We start from the raw sequence: 15,011 nt of genomic DNA on the forward strand, positions 1-15,011 counted from the left end.
GTTTCGTCAACGGAAGAATCATCGCGTGCAGAACCACGAAGTCAGCGCAGACGACGCGGCGCCCAAGGCGCAGCGCGGGATCCAGAGCGTCGAGGTCGGCGGACGGCTGCTCGACGCGCTCGCGCGCCGGCGCAAGCCGCTCGGGCTGTCGGAGCTGGCCGCGGCGGCCGATCTGTCGACCGCGCAGGCGCACACCTATCTGGTCAGCCTGACGCGGCTCGCGCTCGTGAAGCGCGATGCGCTCACCGGCAACTACGAGCCCGGCCCGCTGTCGCTGCGGCTCGGGCTGATGTCGATCGAGCGCCAGCCGGCCTACCGCGCGACGCTGCCGCACGCGGTGCAACTCGCGGAAGCCGTGGGGCTGAGCGTCGCGCTGTCGGTGCCGGGCGCGCTCGGCCCGACGATCGTGCGCATCGAGCACGGCGGCTATCCGTTGCACGTGAACCTGCACGTCGGCTCGGTGATGTCGCTCGACACGACGGCGACCGGGCGCGTGTTCCGCGCATTCGGCGATCCCGCGCAACTCGACGCGATGGCGGCCAGTCAGGCCGGCGCGGGCGCGACGCTTGCCGGTGCCGAAGGCGGGCACGCCGCGCCGGACGCCGACGCGCAACGGGCCGAACGCGATGCGATCCGCGCGCGCGGCATCGAACGCAGCATCGACCGGCCGAGCCCCGGCGTCAGCGCGATGTGCGTGCCCGTTTTCGACGCGTACGGCCGCCTGCAGCTTGCGTTGACGGTAATCGGTTCGAGCGGGTCGATCGATGTCGGCTGGGACGGTCCGATCGCGACAGCCTTGCGCGAAGCGGCACGGCAGGCCACCGCGTCGCTCGGCGCGGAAAGGTCGAATCCGGCCGAACCGCCGCCCGCGCCGGCGGCGGGCGCGACTCGCGTGCCACCGGCACTGGCCGACGACGCGAAGGCGCAGCGCGGGATCAATGCGCTCGACAGCACCGGCGAACTGTTGCTCGCGCTGGTGTCGGCGGGCCGTGCGCTGCCGCTGCGCGATCTCGCCGCGGCAGCCGGCATGCCGGCCGCGAAGGCGTTTCCGCATCTGGTCAGCCTGCAGAAGATCGGGCTGCTGAGCCGTGACGACGCCGGCTGCTTCGATGGCGGCCCGCTCGCGCAGGCGCTCGGCCTGATCGCGATGCAGCGTGTGTCGCCGACGCGCGACGCGGAAGCCGAGATCGTCGCGCTGGCCGGCGCGACCGACATGAGTGTCGCCGCCGCGACGCTCGGCCCCCTCGGCCCGACGGTGATTCGTCTGGAAGAATCGGCGCGGCCGCAGCACGTGAGCCTGCAGGTCGGCACCGTGATGTCGCTCGTCAACACGGCGATCGGCCGGATCTTTGCGTCCGGCATGTCCGACGACGTGCTGGCCGACCTGCTTGCCAACGAACCCGTGCGTCTCGCGGGCAGCCGCGCCGCACCCGACGACGCCGCGTTCCGCGCGCGGCTCGCGGCGATCCGCGCGGATGAACTCGATTTCGCGTTCGACGCGCCGGTGCCGGGCATCGGCACGGTCGCGGCCCCCGTGTTCGATCACACCGGCAGCATCCGGCTCGTGATCGCGATCATCGGCTCGTCGCGCGGCTTCCCGCGCGGGCCGGACAGCGACCTGGCGCAGACGCTGCTGGCCGCGGCGCGGCGGCTGTCCTGGCGGTTCGGGTGGATCGGCCGGTAATCGCGCGCCCTTTCCCCGACACTCGACTCCCCCATTCTTTCTACCCGCGAGGCCGTGCCGGCACGGCCTCGGCACGCCTGTGCATCACGCAAAGGCAGCCAATATTCATGTTGCGTGGCAGCAACATAAAGTATCAGTAATTCTCATATAACGAAATCGCATTTCACAAGGCGGTGATGTTTCGCTATGATTAGGGTTATCCCTAACTCGCCACCTCTATGGGGCTTCGTCATGCAAACGTCTAACGTCTCCAACCGTTCCACCGAATCCACTGGCTGGCTCGCACGTGTGAGCGAGCTGCTTGCAGAAGCGTGGGCGCTCCACCTCGAGACCTGCGAAGTCATCGCTGAAGCACACGCGCGCCTGCCGCGCTGAGCAGCACGACCGGCCGCCGCCCAGCGGCACACTCCCCGCCCGATCCGCTTGCCCGGACGCGCGCCGCCAGCGGCCGCTGCGTCGGGCATCGGGAAACGGTGGTGCCGACGTGGAAACTCCCCGGGCTTGTCCCGGCTGAATGGGCTCACCGCGTCGGGCGCGTTTGAAAGTCGTCTTGAGGCCGCTTCATGGCCGATATCGGGCGCACGATTGCGCCGCACCGCCGCTAACGGAAGATTCATCCGTTTTTCGAGGCCGCCCGCCGTCTCGCCCGGCGAGCCTTTCCTGTCGGCCCTTTGGCGGTTTTCGCCGCGCCCTCGCGCCGCCGCACGCGCCGCCGTTTCAGCGACGGCCGCCCCCCATCTCCGCCCCCGTCACACCTGGATCGACGGCACGTCCTTCATGCACCGCAGCGCGAACATCGAGCGGCTGTGACGGATGCTCGAAATCCGGTACAGCTTTTCGCGCAGGAAGCGTTCGTAGCCGGCCGTGCCATCCACCGCGACCTTGATCCAGTAGTCGTACTCGCCCGACACCAGATACGCCTCGAGCACCTCCGGCAGCGCCGCCAGTTCCGAGCCGAAACGCGCGAGCGCGTCGTCCTCATGGCGATCGAGCGTGACTTCGAGGATCACGATGTCGGCGTAGCCGAGCATGCGCTGGTTGACCAATGCGACGTAACCGTCGATGTAGCCATCGAGTTCGAGCTGCCGCGTGCGGTTCCAGCATGCGGTGGTCGACATGCCGATCTGTTCGGCGAGTTCGGCGTTCGACAGGCGCGCATTTTTCTGCAATGCACCAAGGATCTTGCGATCCTGGTTGTCGAGCGTTTTCGGCGTGCGTTCGCGGGTAGCCATGATGAGAAGAATCTTCTTCTGAAAACTGGCATTCTATCTGAACAGGATTCTGGTTTCAGGCCCGTTTTGCCTGAAAACAGGAAGCCTTTTAACCGGGCCGCTTGATACATTTTCTCCATGCCTGCTGTCCGGCACGCTCCCCGCGACAACCCCTTCGCACCGGGACGCACGGCCGCAATCACGAGTTGCGGTGCCGGCCGGCAGGCATGCGATTCCCCGCCGCCCGCACGCCTATCCGACCGCGTGCGGGGCCGGTGCCTGCGGCCCTGTTCCTGCACTTCCGTCATGTCGTTCAAGCTTTATCTGTCGTTCCTCGCTGCTTCCGTCGTCCTGATCTACGCCCCCGGTCCCGTCAACCTGCTCACGATGAACCAGGCGCTGCGCGCCGGCTGGCGCCGTGCGCTGCCATGCGTGTGGGGCGGCACGCTCGCCGTGCTGCTGCAACTCGCGCTGACCGCGCTGTGCCTGAATTCGCTGGTGCATCTCAACGAACACGCACTGACCGTGCTGCGCTGGGCCGGCGCCGCGTATCTCGTGTGGCTCGGGGCCAGGCAATGGCTCAGCCGTGCGCCGGCTGGCGCGCCCGCCGCATCGTCCGACGCGGAAACCGCAATCGGTCGGCAGGACACCGACACCGACCGTGCGCTGTTCTGGCGCGGTGTCGCCACCTCCGGCCTGAATCCGAAAACGCTGCTGTTCTTTCCGTCGTTCTTTCCGCAGTTCATCAGCCCGAATGCCGACTGGAGCCTGAACCTTCAATTCCTGCTGCTCGCGACGACGTTCGCGCTGCTGTTCGCGGGCGGGGTCGCGTCGATGGCGCTGTTCTCGCACCGGCTGAGCCGCGCGCTGCAGCGGCCGGCGCGGATGCGCGCAATGAATCGCGTGACCGGCGGGCTGCTCGTCGGGATGGGCGCGATCATGGTCGGCTGGAACTGAGCGGCCGGGCCTGCCGGCTTCGTCGCGGCGGCCGCCGGGCCCCGCGAAAAAGCAGCCGATCGCCGAATGCTTTAGGGTAGCGGCTGGTTCGTTGGACATGCCCGGCCCGCCGGGCGACTGAATGAAGCACGTCACTACCCGCCTGCGGCGCCTGTTCGCGCCGATCGGCCTGCACTGGTATCTCGCCCTCCTTCTCGCGCTCGATGCGTTCATGGTGCTGCGCCCCGTCGTCGCACGTGCCAGGCTCGGCCTGCACCATGCATGGCTCGCCGATGCGTTGAACCTCGTCGACAACGCGGGGCTCGTCGTGCTGCCGCAAGTCGTCGTCGCGGCCGGCCTCGCGACGATGGCCATCGGCATCGTGCTGCGCGCCCGCGTCGCGTGGGTGCTGTCGATCGTGCTGCTGGTCGCGGCCGCCGCGATCAGCGTGCTCGGCGGCTATCAAAGCCACGCCGTGTTCGTCTACACGGCCGTGCTGGTCGTCGCGCTGCTCTATTACTGGCGGCACTTCGACCGCGCGAGCGTCGCCGCGAGCAGCCTGTTCGCGTTGCTGAGCATCGTGTCGCTGCTGATCTACGCGACCTTCGGCGTGCTGTACCTCGGCGACGAATTCACGCCGCCGGTCCACGATCTCGCCACCGCCGTCTATTTCTCGATCGTGTCGATGTCGACGGTCGGCTACGGCGACATCGTCCCGCACGCGCCGACCGCGCGCCTGTTCACCGCGTCGGTGATCGTGCTCGGCATCACGGTGTTCGCGACGTCGATCAGCGCGGTCGTCGGCCCCGTGATCGGCGGCAATCTGAAACGGATCGTCAAGGGAGGCCTTTCGAACGTGATCCGCAAGCATCATTTCCTGATCGTCGGCGCGACGCCGGTTGCGCACGCGGTCCACGACGGGCTGCGCAAGCGCGGCTACGCGGTGACCGTGATCGTGCCGGCCGGTGTCGAGCACAACTATGCGGCCTCGACCGATCTGATCGTCGGTGACGCGACCGACCATGCGGTGCTGGACAGCGCTGGCGCGGCGACCGCGCGCGCGGTGCTGGCGCTGCGCTCCGACGACGCCGAAAACGCATTCATCATCCTCGCGATCCGCGAGATCGCGCCGACGGTGCGCACGGTCGCGCTCGTGAACCAGCAGCGCAACCTCGAACGGCTGCGCCTGCTGAAACCCGACATGGTGTTCTCGCCGCAGCAGCTCGCGGGCGAACTGCTCGCCAGCACGCTCAACGACGAGCCGGTCGACAAGTCGGTGATCTCGCATCTGCTGTTCGGCACGGCCGACGCCGCGTGACGCCGGAGGGCGCCGCGCGCCTGTGACCGTATGACCCGGGCCGGCCCGCGTGCGGCCGGTACAATCGCGCGATGTCCGAATTGCTCACTTACGGCGGCCTGTTCGCCGTGTCGATGGTCGCCGCGACCCTGTTTCCGCTCCAGTCCGAGGCCGTGCTCGCCGGCCTGCTGCTCGCCGGGCGCGAACCCGTGTGGGCGCTGGTGCTCGTCGCGAGCATCGGCAACGTCGCCGGCTCGGCGATCAACTGGGCGCTCGGGCGCGGCATCGAGCACTTCCGCGACCGCCGCTGGTTCCCGGTCAAACCGGCCTCGCTCGCGCGCGCCGAGCGCTGGTATGGGCGCTACGGCCGCTGGTCGCTGTTGCTGAGCTGGGCGCCGGTGATCGGCGATCCGCTGACGATGATCGCCGGCGTGCTGCGCGAGCCGCTGCCGACCTTTCTCGTCATCGTGACGATCGCGAAGGTCGGCCGTTACCTGGTTATCGCGTGGCTCGTGACGCACTGACTTTCGCTGCCCCGCCCTCCGCCCGCCCGGGCCGCCATCGACGACGCGCCCTAAAGAAATCGCCGAAGTTGCCGTATTAACGGAACCCAAGCGGTGACGCGTGCGTTCCGCCCCCTCTCCCTCCCCACTCAGGATGTTTCATGAGATTGCCCCAATTGGGCCGGGTGAGCGTCGGCGCGCGTCTGGCCGCGCTGGCGTGCGCGCTGGTCGCCCTGCTGTTCACCGTGTTCGCGTGGACGCTCGCTCATTTCGCCGGCCAACAGCTCGCCGAAGAAGCACACATGCGGATCGTCGACAAGGAACGGTCGATCCGCGCGATGGTCGACCTGTTCGACAAGGCACTGTCCACCGAAGCCGACCGTTCGATGTCGCTGTTCGCGAGCTTTCTGCCGGCCGATTTCTCGCTCGACCCGGCGCGCACCGTCGACATCGGCGGCGTCGCCGCGCCAACCCTCTATGCGGGCGGCCAGCCGCTCGACCTCGATTACTCGATTCCCGACCAGTTCCTGAAGAAAAGCGGCGCGATCGCGACGATCTTCGCGCGCGACGGCGACGAATTCGTGCGCATCACGACGTCGCTGAAAAAGCAGGACGGCGCGCGCGCAGTCGGCACGAAGCTCGACCGCGCCGGCCCCGCATACGCGCCGCTCGTCGCCGGGCGCAGCTACACGGGCCTCGCGAAGCTGTTCGGCCGGCCGTACATCACGCAGTACAAGCCGGTGACCGATGCGACCGGCCGCGTGATCGGCGCGCTGTTCGTCGGCCTCGACATCGGCGCCGAGCTCAAGCTCGTCGAAGACGGCATCCGTTCGCTGAAGATCGGCGACAACGGGTACTACTTCGTGCTCGATGCGTCGCAGGGCCCGGCGCGCGGCACCTTCGTCGTGCATCCCGACGCGGCCGGCCAGCCTGCCGACGACGCGCGCGCACCGTACGCGCGCATGCTCGCCGCCGGCGAGGGCCGGCTCGCCTACACGTCGACCGACCCGGCCGCGCACGACGTCCGGGCGACCGCCAAATTCGTGTCGTTCACGACGATTCCGCAGTGGCAATGGCTCGTCGGCGGCATCGCGCTCGACGACGAACTGCTCGCGTCCATGCGCGCCACGCGCAACCACTTCCTGATGATCGGCGCCGTGCTCGTCGCGGCGTTCGCGACGCTGTTCGTCATCGTGGTGCGCCGCGTCGTGAGCCGGCCGCTCGATGCCGCGGCCCGGGCCTCCGAACGCTATGCGGCGGGCGATCTCAGCTTGCGCATCCGCGACGGCGCGGATGCGCACGGCGGCGCCGGCCACGACGAAATCGGCCGGCTCGTGCAGGCGGTCGACGGAATCGGCGACGGCCTCGCGCGGATCGTCGCGCAGGTGCGCAACAGCTCGGCCGACATCGCGCGCGGCACGGTCGACATCGCGGCCGGCAGCGGCGACATCGCCGCACGGATCGCGACGCAGGCGAGCAGCGTCGAACAGACGGCGGCCAGCATGGAACAGATCACCGCCGCCGTGCAGCAGAACGCCGAGCATGCGGCGCAGGCCAATGCGCTGGTGGCGGACGCGTCGGCCGCCGCGACGAACGGCGACGCCGCGGTGCAGCGCGTGGTCGCGACGATGGACGACATCGGCCGTGCGACGCGCCGGATCGCCGAGATCACCGGCGCGATCGAAGGCATCGCGTTCCAGACCAACATCCTCGCGCTGAACGCGGCCGTCGAGGCCGCCCGCGCGGGCGAGCACGGCAAGGGCTTCGCGGTGGTCGCGGCCGAAGTGCGCGCGCTCGCGCAGCGCAGCGCGGCCGCGGTCAAGGAGATCGACACGCTGAGCGCCGAATCGTCGACGACCGTCGAACAGGGTTACCGGATCGCGGACGCCGCGCGCGGCACGATGCGCGACATCGTCGCGCGAGTCGACCAGGTCCGCACGCTGATCGGCGAGATCAGCGCCGCATCGCGCGAGCAATCGACCGGCATCGAGCAGGTGAACCTGGCCGTCACGCAGATCGGCAACGCGACGCAGCAGAATGCGACGCTGATCTCGGATGCCGAACGCGCGGCCGTCGCGCTGCGCGACCAGGCCGCGCAGCTGTCGGACGCGGTCAGCGTGTTCCGGCTCGGCCGCGACGCGTAACGGACGACGGATGATCGGCCAGGGCCGGGCGCCTCGCCTACTTCTTGTCGCCCGCCAGGTCGATCGCCTTGTCGGAGCCGACCGCATTGCGCAGCTGGAACTTCTGGATCTTGCCGGTCGACGTCTTCGGCAGCTCGCCGAAGCGCACGGCCTTCGGCACCTTGAAGCCCGCGAGCAGTTGCCGGCAGTGCGCGACGATCTCCTCCTCGGTCGCGCTCGCGCCTTCGCGCAGCTCGACGAACGCGCACGGCACCTCGCCCCATTTCGGGTCGGGCATCGCGACGACGGCCGCGACGGCGACCGCCGGATGGCGGTACAGCGCGTCCTCGACCTCGATGCTCGAAATGTTCTCGCCGCCCGAGATGATGATGTCCTTCTTGCGATCCTTGATCCGGATATAGCCATCCGGCATCAGCACCGCGAGATCGCCGGTATGGAACCAGCCGCCGTGGAACGCATCGTCGGTCGCCTTCGGGTTCTTCAGGTAGCCCTTCATGCAGATGTTGCCGCGGAACATGATCTCGCCGAGCGTCTCGCCGTCGGCCGGCACCGGCGCCATCGTGTCGGGATCGAGCACCGTCGCGCCTGCTTCGAGGTGGTAACGCACGCCCTGCCGCGCATTCAGCCGCGCGCGTTCCTCGTCGGACACGGCTTCCCAGTGCGCCTGCTTCGCGCAGACGGTCGCCGGGCCATACACCTCGGTCAGCCCGTACACGTGCAGCAGGTCGAAACCGATCTCCTTCATCTTCGCGATCACGGCCGGCGCGGGCGCCGCGCCCGCGACCATCGCGTGCACCGTATGGTCGATTCCTTCACGGAATTCGGCCGGCGCGTTCGCGATCGCGCTCTGCACGATCGGCGCGCCGCAATAATGCGTGATGCGTTCGCGGCGAATCAGGTCGAACACGGTCTTCGCGTCGAACCTGCGCAGGCACACGTTCACGCCCGCGCGCGCCGCGACGGCCCACGGGAAGCACCAGCCGTTGCAGTGGAACATCGGCAGCGTCCACAGATACACCGCGTGCTTCGGCATGTCCCATTCGAGGAGGTTGCTGATCGCCGCGAGATACGCGCCGCGATGGTGGTAGACGACGCCCTTCGGATCGCCGGTCGTGCCGGACGTGTAGTTCAGCGCGATCGCATCCCATTCGTCGGCGGGCGGCGTCCATGCGTAGTCGGCGTCGCCGCCCGCCAGGAACGCCTCATAGTCGGTCGCGCCCGCGAACCGGTCGGGGTCGGCCGGCATCGCATCGGCCACGCTGACGATCTTCAGGCCCGGCACCTCGAGCGCCGCGCGATGCGCGAATTCCGCGTATTCGGTGTCGACGATCAGCACCTTCGCCTCGCCGTGACGGAGCATGAACAGCACCGACGATACGTCGAGGCGCGTGTTGATCGTGTTCAGCACCGCCCCGGCCATCGGCACGCCGAAGTGCGCCTCGACCATCGCCGGGATGTTCGGCAGCATCGCCGCGACGGTGTCGCCACGGCCGACGCCAGCCTGCGCGAGCGCGCTCGCCAGCTGCTTCGAACGCGTGTAGGTCTCGCCCCACGTGCGCCGCACGTCGCCGTGCACGATCGCAAGGCGCGCCCCGTAGACTTCGGCCGTCCGGACCAGGAAGTCGATCGGGGTGAGCGGCACGTAATTGGCGTCGCGGCGGCCGAGTCCGGCCTCGAACATCTGCGTCATGATCCTGTCTCCCGTGTCCTGTCGACCGGCGTGCATCCACCCCGGATCGTTTTGATGTGGTTCAATTGCCGACAGCCTAACGGGCGCTATTGTGAGCCGTCTGTCATCGAAACGACAGAGTGCCTTTCGAGCGTTGCGCGTTATCCCTATCCTCGCAAACCCGCACCCATGCACGACCAACACGTTGCGCCGCCCGACGCGGCCGCCCACCCGGCCGATACGCTTCCCGAACCCGGCCCGCTTGCGCCGCTGTCGACGCTGTTCGGCCAGTGCGCATGGTTCCGCACGCTTGCGCCCGAACACCAGGCGCTCGTGCTCGCGCAGTCGCACGTCGAGCAATGCGAGGCCGGCGACGTGATCGCACACCGGCTCGCGCCGTCCGAATACTGGATCGGCGTGCACCAGGGGTTGCTGAAGCTCGCGATCTTCAACGTATCGGGTCGCGGCTGCACGTTTTCCGGCGTGCCGTCGGGCGGCTGGTTCGGCGAAGGCAGCGTGATCAAGCGCGAGCTGCGCAAGTACGAAGTCGTCGCGATCCAGCGCTCGACCGTGCTGTTCGTGCCGGTCGACACCTTCCATGCGCTGCTCGATACCAGCCTGCCGTTCACGCGTTTCGTGATCCACCAGTTGAACAACCGGATGGGCGAATTCATCGCGTCGATCCAGAACAGCCGGCTGCTCGACGTCGACGCGCGCGTCGCGCAGGCGCTCGCGCAGCTCTTCAATCCCGACCTGTACCCGGATACCGGCCCGTCGTTGTCGATCTCGCAGGAGGAACTGGGCATGCTCGTCGGCGTATCGCGGCAGCGGATCAACCAGGCGTTGCAGCAGCTCGAGAAGCTCGGTGCGTTGCGGCTCGCGTACAACCAGATCGAGGTCGTCGATCTGGCGGCGCTCGCACGCTTCGGGATGGAGCAGCTTTGAACGCAGCGCGATCAGCGAAACCGTCGCCATCGCGACGCGTGCATTCCGTCTGCAGAATCGGCGAACCGCTCGCGCCCCCAACCTGACAGTTCCGCCAGTTTCGCGACAGTAACCCGTTCCACGTCGACGCCTATCATTCGGGTTCCCTTCACCGACGCCTGATCACCGCCTGTCCCGCTGCCTCCATGTGGATCGTCAATCTCGCGCTCAAGCGCCCCTACACGTTCATCGTCATGGCCATCATGATCGTGCTGGCCACGCCGCTTGCGCTGATGCGCACACCGGTCGACGTGCTGCCCGCGATCAACATCCCCGTGATCAGCGTGATCTGGAATTACAACGGCTTCTCCGCGACGGAGATGACCAGCCGGATCACGTCCGTCCATGAGCGGATCCTGACGACGACCGTCAACAACATCCAGCACGTCGAATCGACGTCGTTGCCCGGCATCGCGGTCGTGAAGGTGTTCCTGCAGCCGGGCGCGAACGTGCAGACGGCGATCGCGCAGACGGTCTCGTCCGCGCAGGCGATCGTGCGGCAGATGCCCCAGGGCGCGACGCCGCCGCTCGTGATCACCTATTCGGCGTCGAGCATCCCGGTGATCCAGCTCGGGCTGTCGAGCAAGACGCTCAGCGAACAGTCGCTCGCCGACATCGCGCTCAACTTCCTGCGGCCGCAACTGATCACGGTGCCGGGCGTGCAGATCCCGTTCCCGTACGGTGGCCGCACGCGCGTGGTCGCGATCGACCTCGATCCGCAGGCGCTGCTCGCGAAGGGCCTCACGCCGGCCGACATCGTCAACTCGATCAACGCGCAGAACCTCGTGCTGCCGACCGGCACCGCGAAGATGGGCCAGACCGAATACCGGATCGACACGAACGCGTCGGCCGACACGATTGCCGACATCAACGACCTGCCGATCCAGACCGTCAACGGCGCGACGACCTACCTGCGCGAGGTGGCGTCGGTACGCGACGGCTTCGCGCCGCAGACCAACGTCGTGCGCCAGAACGGCCAGCGCGGCGTGCTCATCTCGATCCTGAAAAGCGGCGATGCATCGACGCTCAAGGTCGTGTCCGACCTGAAGGCGCTGCTGCCGAAGGTGATCCCGACGCTGCCCGAAGGACTCACGATCACGCCGCTGTTCGACCAGTCGGTATTCGTCGACGCGGCCGTCCAGGGCGTGATCCACGAAGCGCTGATCGCCGCGGTGCTGACCGCGATGATGATCCTGCTGTTCCTCGGCAACTGGCGCAGCACGCTGATCATCGCGATCTCGATCCCGCTGTCGATCTTCACGTCGCTGATCGCGCTGTCCGCGCTCGGGGAGACGATCAACATCATGACGCTCGGCGGGCTCGCGCTCGCGGTCGGGATCCTGGTGGACGATGCGACCGTCACGATCGAGAACATCGAGCGGCACCTGCATCTCGGCACCAATCTGCACGACGCGATCCTCGAAGGCGCCGGCGAGATCGCGGTGCCCGCGTTCGTGTCGACGCTGTGCATCTGCATCGTGTTCGTGCCGATGTTCTTCCTGACGGGCGTCGCGCGCTTCCTGTTCGTGCCGCTCGCGGAAGCCGTCGTGTTCGCGATGCTCGCGTCGTACGTGCTGTCGCGCACGCTGGTGCCGACGCTCGCGATGCTGCTGTTCCGCCCGCAGCAGGCGAGCACCGGCCCCGACCATTCGACGTCGCGGTTCGCGCGCCTCCATCACGCGTTCAACAACGCGTTCGAGCGGCTGCGTGCGTGGTACATCGTGCTGCTCAGCATCCTGCTCGTGCGCCGCCGCTTCTACGCGATGTGCTTCCTCGGCTTCTGCGTGCTGTCGACGGGCCTGGTATTCGTGCTCGGCCGCGACTTCTTCCCGAACGCCGATTCCGGCAACATCCGGCTGCACATGCGCGCGCCGACCGGCTTCCGGATCGAGGAAACCGCTCGCCTCGCCGATCAGGTCGAACGCGTGATCCGCGAAACCGTGCCGCCCGACGAGCTCGGCGCGATCGTCGACAACCTCGGCCTGCCGGTGAGCGGCATCAACCTGTCGTACAGCAACGCCGGCACGATCGGCACGCTCGACGGCGAGCTGCTGATCGCGCTGAAGCCCGGCCACCGCGCGACCCAGCACTACGTGCAGACGCTGCGCGCGCTGCTGCCCCAGCGCTTCCCGGGCGTCGAGTTCTTCTTCCAGCCGTCGGACATCATCACGCAGATCCTCAACTTCGGCCAGCCGGCCGCCATCGACGTGCAGGTGCTCGGCAACGATCTCGCGAGTAACATGACTATCGCGAGCAGCCTGATGAAAAAGTTCAGGCAAATCCCCGGCGCCGTCGACGTGCACGTGCTGCAACGCAACGACGAGCCGACCCTGCTGGCCGACATGGATCGTACGCGCATGCAGCAGCTCAACCTCTCCGCGCAGAACGTCGCGCAGAACATGCTGATCTCGCTGTCCGGCAGTTCGCAGACGACGCCGTCGTTCTGGATCAACCCGCGCACCGGCGTCCAGTACCCGCTGCAGATCCAGACCCCGCAATACAACATCTCGTCGGTCGACGACCTGCTCGGCACGCCGATCTCGGCGAGCGGCCGCACGGGCATGCCGCTGCAGCTGCTTGGCAACCTGGTGCAGATGCGCAGCGTCTCCAGCCCGGCGGTGATCACGCACTACAACATCCGCCCGGCGATCGACGTGTACGTGAGCGTCGAGGGGCGCGACCTCGGCGCGGTCGCGGGCGAGATCGACCGCATCGTGTCCGACGCGCGCGCGACGCTGCCGCGCGGCACCGACCTGACGATGCGCGGCCAGATCGAGACGATGCGCACGTCGTATATCGGCCTCGGCGCGGGCGTCGCGATGGCGATCGTGCTCGTCTACCTGCTGATCGTCGTCAATTTCCAGTCGTGGCTCGACCCGCTGATCATCATCAGCGCGATGCCGGCCGCGCTCGCCGGCATCGCATGGATGCTGTTCATCACCGGCACGCACCTGAGCGTGCCCGCGCTGACCGGCGCGATCATGACGGTCGGCGTCGCGACCGCGAACAGCATTCTGGTCGTGTCGTTCGCGCGCCAGCGCCTCGCGGCCGGCGCGCCGCCGCTGACCGCCGCGCTGGAAGCCGGCGCGACGCGGATCCGGCCGGTGCTGATGACGGCGCTCGCGATGATCATCGGGATGGTGCCGATGGCGCTCGGTCTCGGCGAAGGCGCCGAGCAGAACGCGCCGCTCGGCCGCGCGGTGATCGGCGGGCTGCTGTTCGCGACCGTTTCGACGTTGCTGTTCGTGCCGCTCGTGTTCGGCGGCGTGCATGCGCGGCTGGCCCGCCGGCGCGCGCGCCGGGCCGGACACTGACTTTCGCCCCACTACCCGGTTGAATTGGTTGAATTCATGGAAGAGAAACATCACAGCTCCGTCGGCATCCAGGTGGACGAACACGGCATGCACCTGCCGACGCGCACGTCGGTGTCGCGGCGCGGGCGCATCGTCCTGATCGTGATCGGCGTGCTACTGGCCGCCGGTGCCGCGCGCACGATCGTCGTCAACGTGCTGAACCGCAACCGGCTCGACGCGGTCGCCGAGCAGAACACGCGCCAGTACGTGAACGTCGTGCATCCGGTCGACGCGGCGACCGGCGGCAAGCTGACGCTGCCCGGCACGCTGCGCGGCTTCGTGGAGGCGCCGATCTACGCGCGGGCGAACGGCTACGTGCTGCGCTGGCAGGCCGACATCGGCGCGCACGTGAAGCAGGGGCAAACGCTCGCCGAACTCGACACGCCCGAGCTGAACCAGGAACTTGCGCAGGCCACCGCGCAACGCCAGCAGGCGCAGGCCGCGCTCGCGCTCGCGAAGACGTCGTTCGACCGCGCACAGCAACTGCGCCAGCGCGATGCCGTGTCGCAGCAGGAACTCGACGACCGGCAAGGCGCGTTCAACCAGGGCACCGCGAACCTCGCCGCGGCCGATGCGAACATGCGCCGGCTCACCGAGCTGAAGGGGTTCCAGCGGATCGTCGCGCCGATCGACGGGATCGTCACGCAGCGCAACGTCGACGTCGGCGATCTCGTCAGCTCCGGCAACGCGGGCCGCTCGCTGTTCACGGTCGTGCAGGCCGACCGGCTGCGCCTGTACGTGCAGGTGCCGCAGGCCTACGCGCAGCAGGTGAAGGTCGGCCAGCACGTGAGCGTCGCGCAGGCCGAGCTGCCGGGCCGGACCTTCGACGGCACGATCACGCGCACGTCCGAGGCGATCGACGTCGCGACGCGCTCGCTGCAGAGCGAGATCACGCTGCCGAACCCGGACGGCCGGCTGCTGCCCGGCGCTTACGTGCAGGCCACGCTGCCGATGACGCCGATCGGCCGCCTGCAGGTGCCGGCCAATACGCTGCTGTTCCGCGGTGAAGGCCCGACCGTCGCGACCGTCGATGCGAACGGGCTGGTCCATCTGAAGCAGGTGACGGTCGTGCGCACGATCGGCCAGACGCTCGAAGTCGACGGCCCGCTCACGCCGAACGATCGCCTCGTCGCGAACCCGAGCGACGCGCTCGCGAACGGCGACAAGGTGGTCGTGCAGGCGCCGCCGGCACAACCCGCCTCTTCCGTCGCGGGAGCCAAGTCGTGATCG

Annotated in this window: 11 protein-coding genes; 9 read left to right on the forward strand and 2 right to left on the reverse strand. The window is 68.2% G+C overall.

Annotated features, from left to right (window positions below; all coding sequences use genetic code 11):
- Positions 1 to 25: 25 nt before the first annotated feature.
- Together BLA15945_RS10300 and BLA15945_RS10305 are read left to right on the forward strand one after the other, a co-directional pair.
- Positions 26 to 1,684: an IclR family transcriptional regulator gene (locus BLA15945_RS10300; RefSeq protein WP_174992243.1), complete on the forward strand. Its 1,659-nt coding sequence runs from the start codon at positions 26 to 28 to the stop codon at positions 1,682 to 1,684.
- Between the two features lie 231 nt (positions 1,685 to 1,915).
- The gene (locus BLA15945_RS10305) at positions 1,916 to 2,059 is read left to right on the forward strand and encodes a hypothetical protein (RefSeq protein WP_174992244.1); all 144 of its coding nucleotides are present in this window, start codon (positions 1,916 to 1,918) and stop codon (positions 2,057 to 2,059) included.
- Positions 2,060 to 2,433: 374 nt separating this feature from the next.
- Here BLA15945_RS10305 and BLA15945_RS10310 read toward each other — a convergent pair whose 3' ends face one another.
- Complete coding sequence (locus BLA15945_RS10310; RefSeq protein ID WP_059240672.1) at positions 2,434 to 2,916, reverse strand: Lrp/AsnC family transcriptional regulator; 483 nt, start codon at positions 2,914 to 2,916, stop codon at positions 2,434 to 2,436.
- A gap of 285 nt (positions 2,917 to 3,201) precedes the next feature.
- Here BLA15945_RS10310 and BLA15945_RS10315 point away from each other — a divergent pair, with 285 nt between their 5' ends.
- From BLA15945_RS10315 to BLA15945_RS10330, 4 genes are all read left to right on the forward strand, one after another.
- The gene (locus BLA15945_RS10315) at positions 3,202 to 3,852 is read left to right on the forward strand and encodes a LysE family translocator (protein WP_059240673.1); all 651 of its coding nucleotides are present in this window, start codon (positions 3,202 to 3,204) and stop codon (positions 3,850 to 3,852) included.
- A gap of 121 nt (positions 3,853 to 3,973) precedes the next feature.
- Positions 3,974 to 5,149 carry a voltage-gated potassium channel protein gene (gene kch, locus BLA15945_RS10320; protein ID WP_174992245.1) on the forward strand — a complete coding sequence of 392 codons (1,176 nt, stop codon included), beginning with the start codon at positions 3,974 to 3,976 and terminating at the stop codon, positions 5,147 to 5,149.
- Positions 5,150 to 5,220: 71 nt separating this feature from the next.
- Complete coding sequence (locus tag BLA15945_RS10325; RefSeq protein ID WP_174992246.1) at positions 5,221 to 5,652, forward strand: YqaA family protein; 432 nt, start codon at positions 5,221 to 5,223, stop codon at positions 5,650 to 5,652.
- A 140-nt stretch (positions 5,653 to 5,792) separates the two neighbouring features.
- A complete protein-coding gene (locus tag BLA15945_RS10330) occupies positions 5,793 to 7,775 on the forward strand; it encodes a methyl-accepting chemotaxis protein (RefSeq protein ID WP_174992247.1) in 1,983 nt (660 codons plus the stop codon).
- Between the two features lie 37 nt (positions 7,776 to 7,812).
- On the opposite strand, the gene BLA15945_RS10335 is transcribed toward BLA15945_RS10330, so the two are convergent.
- Entirely contained in the window at positions 7,813 to 9,465 is a 1,653-nt protein-coding gene (locus BLA15945_RS10335; RefSeq protein ID WP_059240677.1) for an acyl-CoA synthetase, read from the reverse strand.
- Positions 9,466 to 9,633: 168 nt separating this feature from the next.
- Here BLA15945_RS10335 and BLA15945_RS10340 point away from each other — a divergent pair, with 168 nt between their 5' ends.
- From BLA15945_RS10340 to BLA15945_RS10350, 3 genes are all read left to right on the forward strand, one after another.
- Entirely contained in the window at positions 9,634 to 10,389 is a 756-nt protein-coding gene (locus tag BLA15945_RS10340) for a Crp/Fnr family transcriptional regulator (protein WP_059240678.1), read from the forward strand.
- Positions 10,390 to 10,574: 185 nt separating this feature from the next.
- Positions 10,575 to 13,742, forward strand: coding sequence for an efflux RND transporter permease subunit (locus tag BLA15945_RS10345; protein ID WP_174992248.1), 3,168 nt, complete (start codon positions 10,575 to 10,577; stop codon positions 13,740 to 13,742).
- Between the two features lie 36 nt (positions 13,743 to 13,778).
- Positions 13,779 to 15,008, forward strand: coding sequence for an efflux RND transporter periplasmic adaptor subunit (locus BLA15945_RS10350; protein WP_174992249.1), 1,230 nt, complete (start codon positions 13,779 to 13,781; stop codon positions 15,006 to 15,008).
- The last annotated feature ends 3 nt before the right edge of the window (positions 15,009 to 15,011 follow it).

The sequence above is a fragment of the Burkholderia arboris genome (genome assembly GCF_902499125.1).
GTDB lineage: Bacteria > Pseudomonadota > Gammaproteobacteria > Burkholderiales > Burkholderiaceae > Burkholderia > Burkholderia arboris.